Annotated in this window: 22 protein-coding genes; 9 read left to right on the top strand and 13 right to left on the bottom strand. The window is 37.9% G+C overall.

Annotated elements, in window-relative coordinates; genetic code table 11:
* Positions 1-326: 326 nt before the first annotated feature.
* The 5 genes from H8787_RS00445 to ruvB all read right to left on the bottom strand — a co-directional run bounded on the left by H8787_RS00445 (position 327) and on the right by ruvB (position 4,793).
* A complete protein-coding gene (locus H8787_RS00445) occupies positions 327-2,144 on the bottom strand; it encodes an acyltransferase family protein (protein ID WP_187327995.1) in 1,818 nt (605 codons plus the stop codon).
* Positions 2,134-2,547 (bottom strand): MORN repeat-containing protein, encoded by a 414-nt coding sequence (locus H8787_RS00440; protein WP_039677546.1) that lies wholly within the window; start codon positions 2,545-2,547, stop codon positions 2,134-2,136. Before H8787_RS00440 ends, H8787_RS00445 begins: the two co-directional genes overlap by 11 nt.
* A gap of 7 nt (positions 2,548-2,554) precedes the next feature.
* Positions 2,555-2,983 (bottom strand): low molecular weight protein-tyrosine-phosphatase, encoded by a 429-nt coding sequence (locus H8787_RS00435; RefSeq protein WP_003027217.1) that lies wholly within the window; start codon positions 2,981-2,983, stop codon positions 2,555-2,557.
* Between the two features lie 239 nt (positions 2,984-3,222).
* Positions 3,223-3,789 (bottom strand): nucleotidyltransferase family protein, encoded by a 567-nt coding sequence (locus tag H8787_RS00430; protein ID WP_048800200.1) that lies wholly within the window; start codon positions 3,787-3,789, stop codon positions 3,223-3,225.
* 5 nt (positions 3,790-3,794) lie between these two features.
* A complete protein-coding gene (gene ruvB / locus H8787_RS00425; protein ID WP_187327994.1) occupies positions 3,795-4,793 on the bottom strand; it encodes a Holliday junction branch migration DNA helicase RuvB in 999 nt (332 codons plus the stop codon).
* A 209-nt stretch (positions 4,794-5,002) separates the two neighbouring features.
* On the opposite strand from ruvB, the gene H8787_RS00420 reads away from it, so the two are divergent.
* From H8787_RS00420 to H8787_RS00385, 8 genes are all read left to right on the top strand, one after another.
* Positions 5,003-5,218 carry an AbrB/MazE/SpoVT family DNA-binding domain-containing protein gene (locus H8787_RS00420; protein WP_187327993.1) on the top strand — a complete coding sequence of 72 codons (216 nt, stop codon included), beginning with the start codon at positions 5,003-5,005 and terminating at the stop codon, positions 5,216-5,218.
* 1 nt (position 5,219) lies between these two features.
* A complete protein-coding gene (locus H8787_RS00415; protein WP_222848867.1) occupies positions 5,220-5,954 on the top strand; it encodes an ABC transporter ATP-binding protein in 735 nt (244 codons plus the stop codon).
* Positions 5,954-6,604 (top strand): ABC-2 transporter permease, encoded by a 651-nt coding sequence (locus H8787_RS00410; protein ID WP_187328355.1) that lies wholly within the window; start codon positions 5,954-5,956, stop codon positions 6,602-6,604. The genes H8787_RS00415 and H8787_RS00410 overlap by 1 nt, the downstream gene beginning before the upstream one ends.
* A 112-nt stretch (positions 6,605-6,716) precedes the next feature.
* Positions 6,717-7,157: a hypothetical protein gene (locus H8787_RS00405; RefSeq protein WP_070668741.1), complete on the top strand. Its 441-nt coding sequence runs from the start codon at positions 6,717-6,719 to the stop codon at positions 7,155-7,157.
* Complete coding sequence (locus H8787_RS00400) at positions 7,157-7,594, top strand: GNAT family N-acetyltransferase (RefSeq protein ID WP_187327991.1); 438 nt, start codon at positions 7,157-7,159, stop codon at positions 7,592-7,594. The genes H8787_RS00405 and H8787_RS00400 overlap by 1 nt, the downstream gene beginning before the upstream one ends.
* A 60-nt stretch (positions 7,595-7,654) precedes the next feature.
* On the top strand, positions 7,655-8,437 hold the full coding sequence (locus tag H8787_RS00395) for an aminoglycoside N(3)-acetyltransferase (protein WP_187327990.1): 783 nt from the start codon (positions 7,655-7,657) through the stop codon (positions 8,435-8,437).
* Positions 8,438-8,549: 112 nt separating this feature from the next.
* Positions 8,550-9,299, top strand: coding sequence for a class I SAM-dependent methyltransferase (locus H8787_RS00390; protein ID WP_187327989.1), 750 nt, complete (start codon positions 8,550-8,552; stop codon positions 9,297-9,299).
* Positions 9,300-9,333: 34 nt separating this feature from the next.
* Positions 9,334-9,852, top strand: a complete 519-nt coding sequence (locus H8787_RS00385; protein WP_187327988.1) for an AAA family ATPase — start codon at positions 9,334-9,336, stop codon at positions 9,850-9,852.
* A gap of 442 nt (positions 9,853-10,294) precedes the next feature.
* Here H8787_RS00385 and H8787_RS00380 read toward each other — a convergent pair whose 3' ends face one another.
* From H8787_RS00380 to H8787_RS00345, 8 genes are all read right to left on the bottom strand, one after another.
* Positions 10,295-11,332, bottom strand: a complete 1,038-nt coding sequence (locus tag H8787_RS00380) for an aldose epimerase family protein (protein ID WP_048800207.1) — start codon at positions 11,330-11,332, stop codon at positions 10,295-10,297.
* A 42-nt stretch (positions 11,333-11,374) separates the two neighbouring features.
* On the bottom strand, positions 11,375-12,376 hold the full coding sequence (gene lacD / locus H8787_RS00375) for a tagatose-bisphosphate aldolase (RefSeq protein WP_187327987.1): 1,002 nt from the start codon (positions 12,374-12,376) through the stop codon (positions 11,375-11,377).
* A 10-nt stretch (positions 12,377-12,386) separates the two neighbouring features.
* Complete coding sequence (locus H8787_RS00370; protein WP_048800209.1) at positions 12,387-13,556, bottom strand: SIS domain-containing protein; 1,170 nt, start codon at positions 13,554-13,556, stop codon at positions 12,387-12,389.
* Between the two features lie 152 nt (positions 13,557-13,708).
* Positions 13,709-14,113: a PTS sugar transporter subunit IIA gene (locus H8787_RS00365; protein ID WP_037596319.1), complete on the bottom strand. Its 405-nt coding sequence runs from the start codon at positions 14,111-14,113 to the stop codon at positions 13,709-13,711.
* Positions 14,114-14,130: 17 nt separating this feature from the next.
* A complete protein-coding gene (locus H8787_RS00360; protein ID WP_003071224.1) occupies positions 14,131-14,958 on the bottom strand; it encodes a PTS system mannose/fructose/sorbose family transporter subunit IID in 828 nt (275 codons plus the stop codon).
* Positions 14,945-15,838, bottom strand: a complete 894-nt coding sequence (locus tag H8787_RS00355; protein ID WP_003071226.1) for a PTS mannose/fructose/sorbose/N-acetylgalactosamine transporter subunit IIC — start codon at positions 15,836-15,838, stop codon at positions 14,945-14,947. Before H8787_RS00355 ends, H8787_RS00360 begins: the two co-directional genes overlap by 14 nt.
* Positions 15,839-15,856: 18 nt before the next feature.
* On the bottom strand, positions 15,857-16,333 hold the full coding sequence (locus tag H8787_RS00350; protein ID WP_187327986.1) for a PTS system mannose/fructose/N-acetylgalactosamine-transporter subunit IIB: 477 nt from the start codon (positions 16,331-16,333) through the stop codon (positions 15,857-15,859).
* Entirely contained in the window at positions 16,330-18,117 is a 1,788-nt protein-coding gene (locus tag H8787_RS00345) for a glycoside hydrolase family 35 protein (RefSeq protein ID WP_187328354.1), read from the bottom strand. Before H8787_RS00345 ends, H8787_RS00350 begins: the two co-directional genes overlap by 4 nt.
* Before the next feature lie 171 nt (positions 18,118-18,288).
* On the opposite strand from H8787_RS00345, the gene H8787_RS00340 reads away from it, so the two are divergent.
* A complete protein-coding gene (locus tag H8787_RS00340) occupies positions 18,289-19,005 on the top strand; it encodes a GntR family transcriptional regulator (protein WP_003071231.1) in 717 nt (238 codons plus the stop codon).
* The last annotated feature ends 79 nt before the right edge of the window (positions 19,006-19,084 follow it).

Raw genomic sequence — 19,084 nt, 5'->3', positions numbered from 1 at the left:
ATCCTTTGTTAATTTTTCACAAGATTATTATACCTTATTTTCTTTCTCTTGTAAACACTTTCAAGTAAACTTCACAAACTTTTTCTTTTATATTGTGAATCTGTTTCAAAACATGTATTTTCTACTGTGTTCTAAAGCATTGTTTGTGAATTTCAAAACACAAAAAATATATTTCACATACTTGAGCCAAGGTTTTATAGGCGAAAAGATTGTATCAAAGAGCCTTTTTTGCTGCCTTATTTACTCCGCTCACATGACACTCACTTCTTACGCTACACAAAAGCCATGAATCGCAATGCAATCCATGACTCCTAATTTATTTACTATTATTTCTTAACGGTTCCTTTTTTCGTTGCCTCCTCAATCGTTTGTTTGACGGTTTGAGCATAAAGTTCTCCACCCTTGGTGATTGTAGTCGACTCTGAACCAAAGTGTACGTAGTCTGTACCGTACCAAATTTCAGGATGTTCGATAGCTACCTGATACCAATCTGCTACAAAGACATAATCGTATTTTTTAGCCAATTCCAATTCATACTGACGTGTTTTTACAGCGATACTGGTCCCATCATGCGCTGTGCGTCCGTCATAAGGCGTTACCAAGATTAAGCGATGACCTTTCGGTAATTTTGCAATAAATTGATTGAGCAGACTTTCATAGTTGTCAACAGTATTAGCGCCCAACGCTAGCACAACATTTTCCAGAAGCACTTTATTGGAAATATCTGTTTGATAAACCTCCAATCCTGATGCTAAATTACGGCTAACAGCTGCATCTACTTGAGCCTCTGGCATAGCTTGTTTGAGCCATTCGCTTGCCCGTAAAGCAACAGAATCTCCGATAACAGTTGTTCCTTTCGTAACATTGTATTGGCTGGCTGTCGCATGATCAACTTGTGTACGAGTGATTTGCATTTTATTATCAGCTTGATTGAGTCCATTGACCAATAAATTTTCTTCAAAGGCACCGATTTTGGGAGCAGTCATCATAATGATCAATGTTATCAAGGTAAAAGGAATTAAACTATAAAATACAGGTATTGTGATCTGCTTAATATTCATTTTCAAGCCAAATACTTTGGGCTCTTTACCTGCTAATGTTGGCTCCAAAAGGTAAAAAGAGCCGGCAGCGAAAGCAAAGGAGAGAATGGTTGTCAAAAGCACAGCTAAACCATTGCTCATCAATTGAGAGAAAATGATATAGAATGGCCAATGGAACAAATAGACACCGTAGCTCGTATCTGCAATGAAAGTGATAATCGGTGGCTCATCAACATGTGGCGTCTTCTCATGGAGCACACGTGTTGCTAAAATCATCACTACTGAAAATACCGTTGCAAGAAGAAAACCAAACAGATAAGTCAATAAATTGTCAAACCTCAGAAGAAAAGTCAACAGTAGCAAAGCTACAAAACTTCCACCAAGTAGATAAAAGTTTTTTTTCAAATCAAGCGCTTGCTCTATTTTACGGAAAGGTGCTCCCAAGTCGCTCACACCTGAAACCGTAGCTAGAACACTTCCTACAAAAAATGGGAAGATATGAGTAAAACTCGAAAAGTAAATCACAGAAAAGTTTGAAGAGAAAAAACCTCTGACAAACATAGAAAGAAAACTAATGAAGAACAAAGCAGACGAAACAAGAAAGATGACACCACGAAATTGTCCAACATTCTTACTTTTCTTTGCTAAATACCATGTTGCCAACCCCCATAAAATATAGTAGTGCATTTCCAAAGCCAAGCTCCAAGTGTGCACAAAAAGGTGCGGGATAAATTGGCTTTCGTAATTTCCACCGGACAAGATTTCATAGAAATTGGTCATAAAGCCGAATGCAGCAGCGATTTGCGTTCCAATCCCCGCCACAAAATCTCTCCGAATTAAAAGCGTGAAAGGCATAACAACCAAAATCATTAGCACAAGCGGCGGCACAATCCGATAAAATCGCCGTCTCAGAAATCCTTTGATGTCAATTCCCTTGTTTCTGGCAAATTCATCAATCAAGAGAGATGTAATCAAAAAGCCTGAGAAAGTGAAGAAAATATCCACACCAATAAAACCGCCAGGAAAAGCTTTCTGGAAGAAATGGTAGAGCAGGACTAGAAGTAACCCTGTAATCCTCACTAATGAAAACCATTTAACGCGCATTTTGATAAATCCCCTGTTTAAACTTTCCCTTGTAGACAACATTGTCCTCTGTCGTCAATTTTCCTTGACCATCTGCTTGACCATTTACAAAATTTCCTTCATACTTCCAGCCAGCTTTAGCGGTAAAAGTTCCTTGCCCATTAAACGTTCCATTTTTAAAATGCCCTTTATAGACATCGCCATTTTTAAAAGTCAAGGTTCCTTGTCCACTCATTTTCCCACGAACAAGGCTACCATTGTACTTGATTGCTCCTTTATCCAACGTCAAAGCCCCTTGACTTGGAATCCCTGATGTAAAGGCAACAATCGCTGATATGACAATAACTGTTACTGTTAGCAACTCTAAATTATGCCTTGTAAGATAAATTTTATATTTTTCGTAAAATGCTTTTAGTGTATCCATTTTTTACTTAATCTTCGTTCTTCATCTGCTCCAGCCACTTTTGACAACCTTCCAATACAAGCTGATAGGTTTCATCAAAATCTCCTGTGTACCACGGATCTGGCACACTTTTCTCTTCAAATTGGAAAATTTTACTAGCATATTGCTTTGGCGCCATTTTCTTTAAATCCTGAAGATTGGATTGGTCCATTCCGATAATATAATCAAAACGTTCAAAGTCCTGTATTGATATTTGCTGCGAAGTCTTACCTTTATCATAAGGAATGGCATATTTCCTGAAAATTGCCTGCGTTCCAGAGTGAATTGGATTCCCATGTTCCCAATCCGAAGTCGCACGACTTTCAACATAAACTTCATCTGTCAAATCTTTCATCACAAATTCTGCCATTGGACTGCGACAGATATTTCCCAAGCAAACAAACACAATTTTTTTCATAGCATAGACCTCTTTACTATTATAACAAAATCTATAAAAATAGGAATTTTAACCCTTGAGATTTTTTCAATTCTTTATAAATCTCAAAAAAGCCGCCGATTGGGCGACTCTTATAGGGAGATTATTATGAAAAAGAAAAGTTTTTAGGAGTTCAAGTTAAGCTTCTCTCAACTTGTAATTATAGTATAACGATGCTGACTTAAATTTTTCTTAAAGATTTTTCTTTTTTCTAAAAAATTTTAAAGAAATTCAATTTGAAGATTGTTCCACTTCTTCTGCCAATCTTTTTTCTGTATTCTCATGTTATAGAGCTGCCTCCTGTCTGCATCTTCTAGGAAATGCGGAGTGGATGCAATTCGGAACTCTAGAATATCGTCTAAACCATAAGGAGCAAACAATTCCAACTGGTCGTTGTCCAATAAGCGAAGCCCAATTGCTGTACAGCGTTCTGGGTACTTGCTCATAGCATCTCTAGAATCTCGATAAGGTTCTGTATTAGGATTGTGAATATGCATATAAACCTGATTTTTCAGTTCCCAGTTATAGTTTGGATAGTTTTCTTTCAGTTTTGTCTCAATTTTAAGGGTTTCTTCATAAGAAATAGCTGGATCAAAGAAAATTACATCAACGTCTGTCTCTTTATCAAATCCCGGTTGATTTGACAAATAATTCCAGATAAAATTTCGTACACTGCCAGCAGCCAACCAACTATCTTTTAACTGCAAACTGCGAATCATTGTTAAAATCGTCATCAAATCTTTATCTGCAGTAAATTGATTTAAAATATCCTGCTCTGCTATTTTCATAAATCCTACTTTTCAAAATACTCATATCCTAGATGTTCATAAGCCTTGCGGGTCGCCACGCGCCCTGTTCTCGTCCGCATGACAAAGCCTTTTTGGATCAGATAAGGCTCATACATATCTTCAACTGTTTCTCGTTCTTCAGCGATATTAACCGAAAGAGTTCCCAGACCAACCGGGCCACCACCATAAACCTCAATCATGGTTTTAAGAATCTTCTGATCTACATAATCCAGCCCTTCTTGATCCACGTCCAGCATTGATAAAGCCTGATCAGTGATACGAGCATCAATCAAACCATCTCCCATGATTTGAGCAAAATCTCGTACGCGTTTAAGAAGCCGATTGGCAATCCGAGGCGTACCCCGGCTGCGCAGTGCCAATTCCTCAGCTGCTTCATGAGTGATATCCATTTCAAAGATTTCTGCCGTTCGCTCCACAATCTCAGTCAAATCTGCTTCCGCATAATATTCCATGTGACCAGTAATCCCGAAACGTGCGCGTAGAGGATTTGACAGCATACCTGCCCGCGTCGTTGCTCCAATCAGCGTAAAAGGCGGTAAATCCAAGTGAACGCTACGGCTGGTCTCCCCTGCACCAATCATGATGTCAATATAGAAATCCTCCATCGCGCTGTAAAGTACTTCTTCCACAGCCATGGGTAAGCGATGAATTTCATCAATAAAGAGGACATCTCCCGGATCTAGGTCATTTAAAATCGCTACCAAATCACCTGCTTTTTCGATGACTGGACCAGAAGTTTGCTTGAGATTGACTCCTAGTTCATTGGCAATAACAAAGGCCATAGTGGTCTTCCCTAGTCCCGGAGGTCCGAAAAGCAAGGTGTGATCTAGCGCCTCATCTCGCAACTTAGCTGCCTCAATAAAAATCTTTAATTGATTTTTGACCTTATCTTGCCCAATATATTCTTGCAAATACTGGGGACGAAGCGTGCGTTCTACTAACTCTTCGTCTCCCATCAATTCATTATCTAAAATTCTACTCATAACTATTATTATAACAAAAACATCATCAAATCCCAATTATCCGCATAAACACTGGAAATAATATGCACTAATCAATCAAATTACTACGTATGAATGAGTTTAAGTATATTGATACGGTTTATGATATGACATAAAAGTTTGTTATTTTGAGATTATATGGTATAATTAGTCATACAAATCATACGAAACATACTTAAGAGGAGACAAGCATGGCGAAAGCACCAAAAGGAAAATATGCATGGACAGCTACAGTTGGGGAAAAAGGTCAGATAGTAATACCGAAGCAGGCACGAGAGGTATTTCATATCAAGCCTGGTGATACGCTTCTGCTTCTTGGCGATGAAAAACGAGGTATCGCTATACCGCCTAAAGGAGCATTCGCACACTTGATGGAAGTGGCTTTTAAAGAGAAAGAAGATGAATAATATGGGATATGTTCTGGAAATAAATAATCTGACAAAAAAATATCCGGCTTTTGAATTAAAACCTGTTAGTTTTCATATTGAAGCCGGTGAAGTTATGGGATTTATAGGTAGAAACGGTGCAGGTAAAACGACAACTCTGAAATCGATTCTAAATCTTGTCCATCCTGATGCGGGCAGGGTTCGTATTCTTGGTATGGACTATCTGGATAACGAGGATAAAATTAAACAGCAGATTGGGTATGCAGTAGGTGGAATCAATTATTACAAAAGAGAAAAACTAAAGGATATTGTAGCCATTACTCGTACTTTTTATGAAAATTGGGATAATGAAACTTACCGTCATTACCTTACCGCATTTAAACTTGATGAAAGTAAGAAGATTATGGAACTTTCTGAGGGTATGAAGGTAAAATTTTACCTTACTTTAGCTCTTTCTCATCACGCCAAGCTTTTAATCTTGGATGAGCCGACCAGCGGGCTTGACCCCGTATCCAGAGATGAAATGAATGAAATTTTCCGTAAACTGGCTGAAAAAGGGGTAGCAATCTTATTTTCTACCCATATTACCAGTGATTTGGAGAAATGTGCAGATACGATCACCTACATCAAAAATGGAGAATTGCTTTTATCTGCGAAAAAAGAAGACTTTATCCGCCATTACACGGAGGAAATAGGTGGTGCACCAACACTTGAAGATATTATGGTGCATATCGAAAGAGAAGAGGTGAATCTGTGATGAAAAAACTTCTTTATAAGGAAATGAAACTGTCAGCAAATCCTTTGAGCTATTGGTTTATAGCTTTTTCAACTATGACGATGATTCCAGGATACCCTATTCTTGTCGGTTCCTTTTTTATCTGTCTTGGCATTTTCTATACCTACCAGCAAGTTCGGGAATACGATGATATTACCTACACGGTTATGCTGCCGGTAAGGAAAAAAGATGTGGTCTCAGCTAAGTATCTATTTGTTTTGTTCATCGAATTGATGGCTTTTGTCTTATGCACATTGCTAACGATTATTAGGATGAAATTTCTAGGTAATGCCGCTCCGTATGTAACAAATCCATTGATGAATGCAAATGCGGCTTATCTTGGCTATTTATTAGCTGTATTCGCGTCCTTTAATGGTATTTTTTTAGCAGGATTTTTTAAGACGGCTTACAAGATTGGGAAGCCTTTCATCTTATTCTGCGTAGTCGGATCTATCATAATATTCATGGGAGAAGTGTTACATCACATTCCCGGCTTGGAAAACCTAAATGATCCTGCAAATTTAAGCATACTGCAGGTTGCCATATTGGCGATTGGTATCACCGTGTTTATGTTATGTACTTGGTTTTCTTACAAAAAAGCTTTAAAAGATTTTGAAGAAATTAATTTGTAAATTAGAGTATATTAGTTAAACGTTCTTTGCTGATGAAATCAGGGCAAAAAATGACAGACTCATGTAGGCTCATATAGATAAAATTGAAATTCTGAAAGGTCGTGAAATGAATATGTGTAAGGAATGTTATGTTGATCAAAATAGAATAACACCACTTTTAAATCCTTTGGATTGTTTAACGAATCATACACAATATATTTGTGGCACTTGTGGTCGGTGTATTTGTATTGAACATGATTCAAGTCGCGGATTGCAACGGTGGAATTTTCCATTTAAATCATTAGAAATTGCAAAGCTGTATTTGAGAACTGCCGATTATACAGAAAAAAAGCCATGTGGTATTTATGAATTGAAAAGTGAAAAGGGCAGATTTTCGTATAAAATTTTTGTAAGCAATAAAGATTTGAAATTATATCTAAAAAAGAATAAAGGAAAAACTTGTGAAAAAATGGCGTCTGTTTTTTCAGTTGAAGAATATCAGGAATTTCCCAATACACAGGTGAGAAAATTGACTGCTGAAGAAGTGGAAACCTACATGGCGGAGAGATGCTGATGATACGAGAAGCTGTTAGAGAAGATTTATATGACTTGTTGAACCTATATCTGTCCTTGCATGAAAAAGAGATTCCGAAAGATATTGAAACTTTGAAGGGTACCTGGAATGCAATCATGGAAGATAAAAATCACCATATTATTGTAAAAGAGATAAATGGTCAGATCCTTTCATCCTGCGTTTGTGTCATCATTCCGAATCTAACCAGAAATATACGCCCATATGCCCTTATTGAGAATGTGGTGACGCATGAAGAACATAGAGGAAAAGGATATGCGACAGAATGTCTCTATTATGCTAGGGAAATAGCGATAGAAAACAATTGCTATAAAATAATGCTTTTGACGGGTACAAAGAACAAAAGTACATTAACTTTTTATAAGAATGCCGGCTATAATGCCGAAGATAAAAGAGCATTTATACAATGGATTGAGTAAAATAAATGCCGGACTGTCGGATGAATTTAGGATAAATTTTGCTCACAAGAGGAAAGAATTATGAGAACAGTAGATAAAAATGATATCGTAGCGGACCTGACACAACTGGGCCTGAAACAAGGGGATGTTGTCATTGTCCATACATCTTTAAAAAGTATGGGCTATGTATGTGGCGGAGCACAGGCTGTGATAGAAGCTCTAATTGAAGTGGTGACTTCTGAAGGTACCATTGTGATGCCGACACAGTCATGGAAAAATTTAGATCCGGAAACAGGTGTGCACTGGAATGCAGACGAGTCAGACTGGGATAAAATTAGAGAGAATTGGCCAGCATATGATAAACAGATAACGCCAACAAATACGATGGGAGCTGTTGCAGAAATGTTCCGTCAATGGCCAGGGAGTATCAGAACAGAACATCCAGCAAGATCAATTTGTGCATGGGGGAAACATGCTGAATATATTACAGTGGAACACAGCCTTTCAAATATATTTGGGGAGGGATCACCTATCGCAAAACTCTATGAACTTGACGCAAAAGTACTGTTATTAGGGGTTGGATATGATAAAAACACCTCCATACACTTAGCGGATGTCCGTGCAGAGTATCCTGGGAAACATGACTGTGTTGAGCATAGTGCCATACTTCAAGATGGTGTTCGAATATGGAAAGCGTATAACACCTTATTTGTTGACGGAGAAGATTTTGAGGATATAGGAAGCGCATTTGAGGAAAAGGGTCTTGCAAAGATAGGGAAAATCGGCAATGCCGATTCTAGATTGATGCAACAGCGTAATCTAGTAGATTTTTCCGTTTCCTGGATTGAAAAGCATCGTAAATAGGTTGAATTTAATCATTGTGAAGGAAACGATAAACTGGCTAAACTTTAGCAAAAATAAGTCAATAATTCTAAGTTTAACAGATAAACTTAGAATTTATAAAAGGAAATAACTAATGAAATCATATCAGGATATAAATAAAGAAACTATAGATAGATGGGTTGAAGAAGGTTGGGAATGGGGTAAACCAACTTCACATGATGAGTATATTAATGCAAAAAACGGAGAGTGGAATATTTTTCTTACTCCGACGGTTCCTGTTCCACATGAATGGTTAGGAAATTTAAATGGAAACAAAATCTTAGGTTTAGCATCAGGTGGTGGGCAGCAAATACCTATATTTAACGCATTAGGTGCAGATTGCACTGTGCTTGATAATTCGTCAAAGCAAATAGAAAGTGAATTTTTAATTGCTGAAAGAGAAGGCTATACTATTAAAGCGATTGAAGGCGATATGACAAAAGCTTTGCCTTTTGAGGATGAAGCCTTTGATATAGTATTTCATCCGGTTTCCAACTGTTATGTTGAAGATGTGCAGCCCATTTTTAATGAAGTATATAGAGTTCTGAAAAAGGGTGGAATTTTTCTGGCAGGATTAAACAATGAAATAAATTACATTGTAGATAATGAAGAAAAAGAAATTATTTGGAAAATGCCTTTTAATCCATTAAAAGATAAAACAGCCAAAGATTTTATGATAAAAGAAAATGCTGGCATGCAATTCTCTCACAATATGACAGAGCAAATAGGCGGACAGTTAAAGGCGGGGTTTACTCTGCTTGATATATATGAAGATACAAATGGTTTTGGTAGACTGCATGAACTGAATATTAAAACATATATTGCAACAAAATCAGTTAAATGATAGAAATAGAATTAAAATTTGTAGAGGTGTTAATATGGAAAACTGTGTTTATATTATTTCTGGGCCGCCAGGTGTTGGGAAAAGTAGTGTTAGCAAAGAGTTAGCTTACACATTTGACAAAAGTGCTGTTATAGAAGGAGACAGTATTTATTTAATGATTAAAAGTGGCTTGGTAGCACCATGGGAAGATGATGGCTACTATATGGATTTGTTCTGGGATAATGTCATTAGTATTACCAATAATTTACTTGCTAGAGATATGACAGTAATCATAAACTATGTACTATTTGAAGACCAAATTAAAAAAATGGAAGACTTCTTAAAAACGAAACAAATAAAATTAAAATATTGTGTGTTGCTAGCAGAAGAACAGACTCTTAAAGATAGAGATTCTTCTAGAAAAGAAATAGAAAGAATTGGTGAGTTATCCATTACATCAAGAAATGAATTTCTATCTAGAAATATGAATAAGAATTATTTGCTTTATACGGATCATTTAGATATTAAAGAAACTGTAAATAGAATAAAATCTTCAGATAAGTTTTTTGTTTAAGAGAGATAATATAGATTTTAAAAGGAATAGCATTAAAGGGTGATTACAGTTTTGATGAATTTAAAATAATTTTACACGGCGATTATTTACGGGAGTAACACATCACTATCTATACAAAAGAATCCTCCGTATTCTTATCAAAATCAGCAAAACACATGGACAGAGTGAAATCTGTTTGTGTGTTTTTTTATTTATATGGAATTTTTGGGTTGTTGATGCAACCAATCCCTCTTTCGCATCAATACCAAGAGTGAGAGGAAGCAAAGAGATAAAACTCACTTCCTTTTATTATAAAAATTAGGTTAGTAAACTGGTTTAACCGTAGATTTTACAAATAGACACTAAAGATTTTTATTTGATGATACTAATATGGAATAAGTATTTTAAACTGGTATTAAATAAAAACGACAGAACAATCAACTGCCGTTTTCAATATTCATTTTCATTTGCTTGTTGCATGATAAATGGTCGTGCTGGTAAAAATCTCACTCGCTTTTAAGATAACATCTGCTTTCAAGTCGCTATGAATGGCATCAGGAAGCGCCTGAGTTTCAAGAGCTAAGCCATTGTGCTGAATCATGGGATGCCCATTTAAAATGACCGTGTCATCCACAAAGTTTGCTGAGTAAGTCACCAAACAAGGTGCACTAGTTTTGAAAGTGAGGTAACGCCCAGATTCTGGCTCATAAAAAGAGCCAGCGTATTTCTGCTTTTTATCCAAAGCAAATGGATGATCTAAGCCTGATACAATCTGAATCTGCTCATCTTGATCTGCAAAAATATCCTTCATAGAGACGCCTTGGCAAAGTTGTTTTACAAAGTTATGTTCTGAATCTGGTATTTTAGCAGGTATTCCATCTGGTGCGATAGGATAGACACCGAGAGTATTCAGCTGCAAAATACAATGATCAATTGGCTGATTGAAATCGCCTGTTAAGTTAAAGTAACTGTGATTGGTTGGATTAACTAAAGTGTCCTTGTCCGTTTGAACTTGATACGAAACCTCTAGCTCACCCAATTCTGTTAAAGTATAAGAAACCCAGACCTTCAAATTTCCTGGGAAACCACCTGTTCCGTCTGTGCGTTCAATATAAAAAGTGACACTTTCATTCGTGACCTCTTCCACTTGAAAAATGGCACTATCCCAGCCAGTAGATCCGCTGTGATTACAATTTTCTGCATTATTGACCTCTAACGGATAGATTTCTCCATTCAACTCGAACTCAGCCTTTGCAATCCGTCCTGCAACTGGTCCAACGCTTGCGCCATATTTAGGGCTATTGCCTACATAAGCATCAAAAGAATCAAACCCAACTACGATATTTGTAAATTCATGATTTCTGTCCGGAGTGACATATTCTAAGACAGTCGCTCCATAAGTCATAACTTTCAAACGATAGCCCAAATCATTTTCAAATGTGTAAGAAACAATATCTTGCCCTTGAAATGTTCCGAAAATAGCTTCTTGATAAGATTTCATACAACTTTCCTTGTTTTTATTACCATTTTACATTTTCCTATTTTAAATCTCTAACTTCTCCATCCACGAAACAGCTGTTTCACGTAAGACACGATTTAAGTCATTAATATTTTGACGCCCTGTTTCATCCAACCAAGCTCTAGCTGCATCCACTCCTTGATCTGCAAAGACCGTAACAGCTTCTTTCCAGGTAGCACGACCACAAAGGACACCATTAAATTGAGAACCTGCCTCATGTGCCACTTTCAGTGTTTCTTGGAAAAGCTCTGCGCTAACTCCAGCACTCAAGAAAATAAATGGCAGATGCGTCGCATCAGATTGTTCCTTAAAGAAAGCCTTAGCTTCTGCGAGACTATAAACTGGTTCTACTCCATCTTTTGCAAAACCTTCTACAAAATGCATATTTACAGGAACTTCGACTTTTAAAACATCTACATTATAACGTGGTTCTGAAAAGAGCTTCATGGCTTCATTGACTTTGTGAGGTTTTACTTTTGCATAATCTGCATCTACTACACTAGTACACTTCGTATCATAAGTCAGAATTTCAAGGAAATAAGGTATATCTTCTGCGAGACATTCACTCCCTACTCGTTCGACCCAAGCTTGTTTGATATCATTGATTTCAGGTTTGTCATCTACATCATAATAAATCAAAACTTTGACTGCATCAGCGCCTAGTTCTTTAATGCGTTTAGCAGACCAATTTGGTAGCAAGTCTGGCAGGCGACCTTCTGTTGTCGCATCATACCCTGTCTTTTCATAAGCAACAATAAGACCGCACTCTGATGCCCGTAATTTAGTAGCGGGGACACCATATTCTGGATCCAAAAGAATAGAAGTTGCATACGGAGTCAACTGACTGGAAATCAATTGTTTAAACTCAATCAGTGCTTCATCGCCCGATACAGTACGTGCACCACTTGCCAGCATCTTTTTCAGCGAACCTCTCTGATCAATCGCCAAAGCTCCAATCATACCATTTTCATCTGACAGCTTCTTTAAATGTGATAACTTTTCGTGACTAATTTTTAATTTTTCCATAGATTCCTTCCTATTCTTTATCAAACGGGTGAATGATGACACCTTGCACAACACGGTTGACAGTTCCTGTCGGAGACGGTGTGTCTGGACGATTTTGAACCTTAAGGGATGTTAATAAGGCAAATAATTGACCATAGACAATATAAGGGAACACGCGATAAACATCATCTGCTAGTGATTGGCTAGAAAGAATGATCTGTTCAACATTTTCCAAATCTTCCCTCTGATCTGTCAATAAAATCACCTTGCGGGCAATATCATCTCCAGCCACTTCTCGTACTAAATCAAGATCATATAATTTGGTGTATGAGTCTGTCGAACCAAACACCACAATGACCGTTTCTTCATTTACTAATGATTTTGGACCATGGCGGAAACCAACAGGACTTTCATACATCGTCGCCACTTGTCCGGCAGTCAATTCCAAAATTTTCAGTTGGGCTTCATGCGCCAAGCCAAAGAATGGCCCTGCTCCCAGATAAATGACTCGATTGTAATCCAAGGACACCATCTTTTGAATCATTTCTGCCGAATCTAGCACCTTTTGACTCAAAGCTATTAAAGCAGAAATCTTCCCTTCTTTTACATCTAAATTTGCCTTGTCAAAGACGAGCAAAGCGGTTAACATCATAGACGTAAAGCTTGAGGTCATAGCAAAGCCAGCATCATTTGATAGTGCAGGCTGAAGCAAGAGCAAATTGCGTTCATCACCATGTGCTTGCTGCGCTAACTTCCCTTCTGCTGCACATGTAATTGTAATTTGGTACAGTTCCTCAACCAAGTCCTTTGCCAAATCAACTGTTGCCACACTCTCTGGCGAATTTCCGCTACGGGCAAAAGAAACCAAAACAGTCGGTATCTCTTTGTGTAAATACGCCAAAGGATTGGCTACAATATCCGTTGTTGCAATGGCGTTGAAATTCCACTTGCGTTCATCATACAGCTTTCTAAAATAAGGTAAAAGCGTATCTCCAACATAGGCTGATGTTCCAGCCCCTGTCAAAATAACCTTGATATAGTCATGCTTTTCATCAATACCATTTAGAAACGCTACAATCTCATCAGCTTGTGCTTTATAATTTTCAAAAGCCGTCTGCCAAACCTGTGGCTGTTGATAAATTTCTCTCGTGGTGATTTCTGCACCTAATTCAACTAATTTTTCCTTTGTATAATTGAGCATATTTCTCCTTTCTGCTTTGCAGATGTGATGTTTTCTATTAACCAAAAGAAGGGGGCGGGAAATAAGGATTTCTAAGAAATCCATTTTCTTATCCCCTCCTCCTTATTATACCAAGTATGCGCTTTCTCAGCCACTATTAACTGGATATATTTTTATTCATCTTCCTCATCATTCATTGCTGCCAACATATCATTGACCTTCACAATGTATCTGTTTGCTTTTTCAATATATTTCGCTTCCACACCAGTCAAGGCAGAATTGATAAATTCTATCACCATGGGCATATTCATTCCTGCATAGAGTTCAATTTGAAGTCCTTCCAAAATAAGGCGACTAACGACATTACAAGGTGTTCCTCCAAGCAAATCAGCAAAGACAATGTAATCATCTAGCTCTTTTACAGTCGCTAAAAATTTAGCCGTAAAGTCGTCTATTCCTTCTTCCGGAAGTAAGGGAACTGTATGAACGAATTCCAGAGGCCCCATAATCATTTCGGTACTTTTTTTCAATTCTTCACAAAAGTGACCATGGCTAACTAGTATAAGTTGTTTTGTCATTTATAGAAAAGCTCCTTTTAAACACCTAAGATTGGCGTATGAGTAAAGTGTGAAAGTGCAGAAACACCAATTGCAATAATAATGACAATAAAGATTGCTTTGGTTGAATTCATACCTTTCTTACCAAGCAGCCAATAAACAAATCCAGTAAACAATGCCGGAACCAAACGCGGGAAGATTTTATCCAACGTTTCTTGAAGATTAAACGTTACACCACCAAAACTTTGAGTATAGGTGAATTTGAAGTTAATCATCGTAGCAATTAAAGCAGCTACCATGAATGTTCCCAAAACAGTTGCAGCATCTGTGATTGCGGACAATTTATCCTGCATCGTTGTAACTAATTTAACGCCTTCTTTGTGGGCAAATTCTAATTGTTTCCAACGGAAAACGTTAATCGCAATCGTTACTCCTATCCAAAGGAAAATACCAAGAGGATTGCCATCAATGGCAAGACCTGCTGCCAAGCCACCCATGATTGCAGGAATAGTTGAACCAAAAATCGCATCACCAATCGCTGCAAATGGACCCATTAACCCAGTTTTAATCCCTGTAACAGTATCTTTAGCCGCAACCCCTTCATTTTCTTCAAGCGCAAGGTCAATCCCTGTCACCAAAGTATGGAAAAAGTTAGACGTGTTGAAAAATTGCGTATGTGTTCGCATCATTTCTTTTAATTCTGGCGTACCATCACCGTATATCTTACGCAACTGCGGCAAAATCATATAGAGATAACCTGATGCTTGCATACGCTCGTAGTTCCAACCCCATTGGAAAGTAAAGAGACTACGACGGTTGATTTGTTTAAAATCTTCTTTTGTTAATTTGTAATTAGAGTTCGTCATCGTCAATTTCCCCACTTTCTGATTGTTCCGCAGCAACAGTCACCACTTGTTTGTTGATAGCATTTTGATAGCTAAGAGCTGCTAAAGCAAAGCCAATAATCGCAATTCCAATCATTGGAAGCCCCTCAAACTTAGCTCCACCGAGAGCCTTTGCAATGGGTTTGACAGCACTTGATGCTGTCGCTAATGTTGAAATATAGTCAAAAACAACTTTCAACATTGCTGTAATGGCAAAGCCTAAACCAAGATAATGAAGGTTTTTCTTTACTGGAAGGTAACGAAGCAAAATTGCAAAACCGACACCAGGAAGCATTTTACCTGCAAGAATCAAACCATCTGCAATCCATTGTGCATTATTGGCAAGCCAATCGGAGAATGCTTTTACAGCATCCCCACCAAGCCACAAAGCTAAAAATACTGGAAGTGCTCGTGAAAGCCCCCATGGAATAGCACCGAGTAAGTAATTGCGTTCAACACCTTTGTAGTCAAATTTTTCAACCGCTGCATCAATACGATGTGCAAAGTAAGTTGTAGAGAAACGTCCAAGAACATCAGTATAAACCAGCAACGCTGCTACCGGAACTGCGATAGCTGAAATCGCCAATTCCGCTTTGATACCTGTAGCTACTGAGAAAGCTGTTGCAAGAACTGCACCAGAGGTTGCATCAATCCGAGAAGCACCGCCGAATGTTCCCACACCGAGTACAACCAGTTGTAAACTACCACCGATAAATAGGCCTGTCTTCAGATCACCCATGACCAGACCCGTAATAAATCCTGCAAAAACAGGAGATCCTGCTGATGAGTTAATCGTCAACTCATCCAAAATTTGATACGCTGAATACAGCGTTAGTAAGAGAATTTGCCACCATTGTATCATAACAATGACCTCCTAAATTTATTTCAATAATTTCATAAAGTCTTCAACTGGATCATTTGGAACCATTTGGGCTGTTAGAACCACACCTTTGTCATGTAATTTGTTAAATACGGCTACATCTTCATCCACCACATTGATCGATCGTGTGACCGAACGCGTTTCAGATGTCTGCGACATATTGCCCACATTGAGCGTTTCGATTGGTACTCCTGCTTCTACTAATCTCAAAAAACGATCTGCCTTTTTCGCAACAATGAGCAGACGCTGGCTATCGTATTTGCCTGCTAGGATATTTTCTGCCGCTTTTGCAACTGGTAACACACTCAATTTTACACCAGCTGGTGTCGCCAACTTCAAGCCACTCTTTTCAATAGTATTTTCTGCTACTTCATCATCTACAACCATAATACGTGAAATATTTAATTTTGTAGTCCAAAGATTGGCTACTTGCCCATGGATCAAACGTCCATCAATCCGATTAGCTATAATTGTCATAGTTTATCCCCCTTTATTGGTTTAAATGTAGGTTTATGAACTAAATCAATGAATTTACTATATTTTCCTTCGGTTTCAAAAATAATAATGCGATTGTTTCCAATCCGTAATAGACCATGTGGAATATAAAGTGATAAGGTTGGTCCAACATCCCAGAAACGGCCAATATTGACACCGTTGACAAAGACAATTCCCTTACCAAAATGGGTTAGATCTAAATACGTATCTTTAAGCATTTTCAATTCCGCATCAAACGCATAGAATGCTGGCTGATCTTCATGCCATTCTTTCGTAAAATCAATCGCTTCTGGATTTTTGAACTCTAATGGATACTGATTCCAATGAAGCATAAAATGGAGATCTTTGCAAACTCCTGTGCGAATACCTTTATGCTGCGTATCTGCCAGCAATTTATGTCCGTAGTTGACCCGTCCCATATTTTCCATGAGAATGTCAATTGTGTGATTGGTACCTTTTTCAGCAGCAACAAAGATGTCTTGTCCGATTTCTGTCTGGTATTGGGTCGTAATAAAGTTCCCGTCTACAAAAAGCTGCATCCGATCACGCCCGTCAATGACACGAACCCGTTCCTTATCCGCATCCCATTCTGCTTGTGTACGATAGAGCAGATAACCAACATTTTGGCCCAACTCTTCCATTTTCATAGGATACAGACTCTCGATTGGCTGCGCTATATCTTCTAAAGTCTCAAATAAGCTAACTTTCTCACTGAGCGGAATATTCTTTAACTCAAACGTTTCTTTTACCAAAGGCTCTCTCTGTGGATACTCTGGATAATATTTTTTTAACATTCGCTGAATGGCAAAGTATTTTGGTGTTGGATTTCCTTGTTCATCAAGGAGAGCTTCGTAATCATAAGACGTTACTTGTGGCAGGTCAATGTTTCCTCGCGCTGAACAACCATTCATGAACCCAAAATTTGTTCCTCCATGAAACATATAAAGGTTGATACTGCCTTGTTGTAAGACTTCGTGAACCGCTTCAGCTAATTCTTCTGGATCTCGCGTGACAGTTGGCTCTTTCCAACGATTGAACCAACCGTCCCAAAATTCCATACACATGAGTGGCCACTTTTTGCCATGCTCATCAAAGAATTCCTGCATCTGCGCAAAATTTTCTTTTGCCTTAGAGCCAAAATTCCCCGTTACAAACATATCATCCTCAATGAGCGTTCCTGCTCGCAAAGTAGCTCGCCACGGACCATCTGACGTAAAGAGCGGACAAGTCACACCTCGCTCTTGCATCATGTCTCGAACAGCTCTCAAGTATTCCTTGTCTTCGCCATAAGAGCCATATTCATTTTCTACTTGCATCATGAGAATACTGCCACCATTTTCCAAAAGATGTGGCACTAATCGTGGAAGCAATTCATCATAATAGTTGGCAACTGCAGCAAGATAAGCAGGATCAGAAGACCGAATTCTCATGTTTTCTTCTAAGAGCCAAGCAGGTAAACCGCCAAATTCCCATTCTGCACAGACATAGGGAGAACTCCGAAGAAGAACATACAGTCCCAAATTTTGTGCTGTTTGCAAGAATTTTTCTACATCAAGGATAGCTTCAAAATCAAATTGCCCTTTTATTGGCTCATGCATATTCCAAGGAATATAGGTTTCTACTGTATTAAAGCCCAGAGCTTTTAAATTATAAAGTGAATGGTACCAATCATCTGGCTGGATCCGAAAATAATGAATAGCACCAGATAATATTTTAAAAGGCTGTTGATTCAGATAAAATTCTTCTCTAATCTCAAATCTTGCCAAACCATTTCCCTCTTTCACACAATAATTTTCTTGTAATCGTTTACATAGGTTAATATAATATATTTTGCATGAAATGTCAATAGTTTTTTTAAAATTTAATAAATTTAACCATTTTATTGAAATTTATGGTAAAATTTTTTATGAGAGGGAAGTGAAAGAGAGGTGAACAATATGGCAATCCCTAAGTACCAATACATAAAAGACGAACTCAAAAGTAAGATTATCTCAGGTCAATTTGAAAATGGAGATAAATTTTATACAGAAGCTGAGCTAATCACAATGTACGATGTGAGTTCTATTACCGTTGTCAGAGCTCTAAACGAGCTAGCAAAAGATGGGTACATTATCCGCCAACAAGGAAAAGGAACATTTGTGTCACGCGCCCGCAAGCACAAACTCGTTGAATTTTCTGACGTTGAGATATTTCCTACCCAAACTGATCAAGTGACCGTTTTATCGATCGAACGTGGAAACGACTTAACAATTCTTGACAAGTTAGAGCTAAAGGGACATCAATTTTACTATAAAATTGAGAGGCTCCGTAAAGCGAAAGATATCCCCTACATCTATCATCAAACTTATATTCCAGAGCAATATATCAATGCCAACTATCCAAATCTTGAATATTATAGCTCTATCTACAACCGCTTTAAACAAGACTATCATATCCACATGAATGATGAGCACTTTGAAGAAACAAATGAAATAATCTTCCCGACACCAAAAACTGTTGCAACATTACTGGACATTGACACAAACTTCCCAACGGTCTTCCAAGTAAAAACAACACAGTTAGAAAGCACAGGGCAAATTCTAGAGTATAGCGAAGCCTACAAACGTGGCGACTTCTTTAAAATCAAGTTCGTGTCACGCAGTGGAAATCATTAATTATTTTTACGTAAAGAACATCTGAGCGTCAGTTGTTCTTTTTTATATCTTAAAATTATTATAACCTATCTAGACCAAT

The sequence above is a fragment of the Streptococcus sp. NSJ-72 genome, from assembly GCF_014334035.1.
Classification (GTDB): Bacteria; Bacillota; Bacilli; order Lactobacillales; family Streptococcaceae; genus Streptococcus; species Streptococcus constellatus.
Note: the sequence above shows the minus strand (reverse complement) of the source record. Positions and strands in the feature narration are given on the sequence as shown.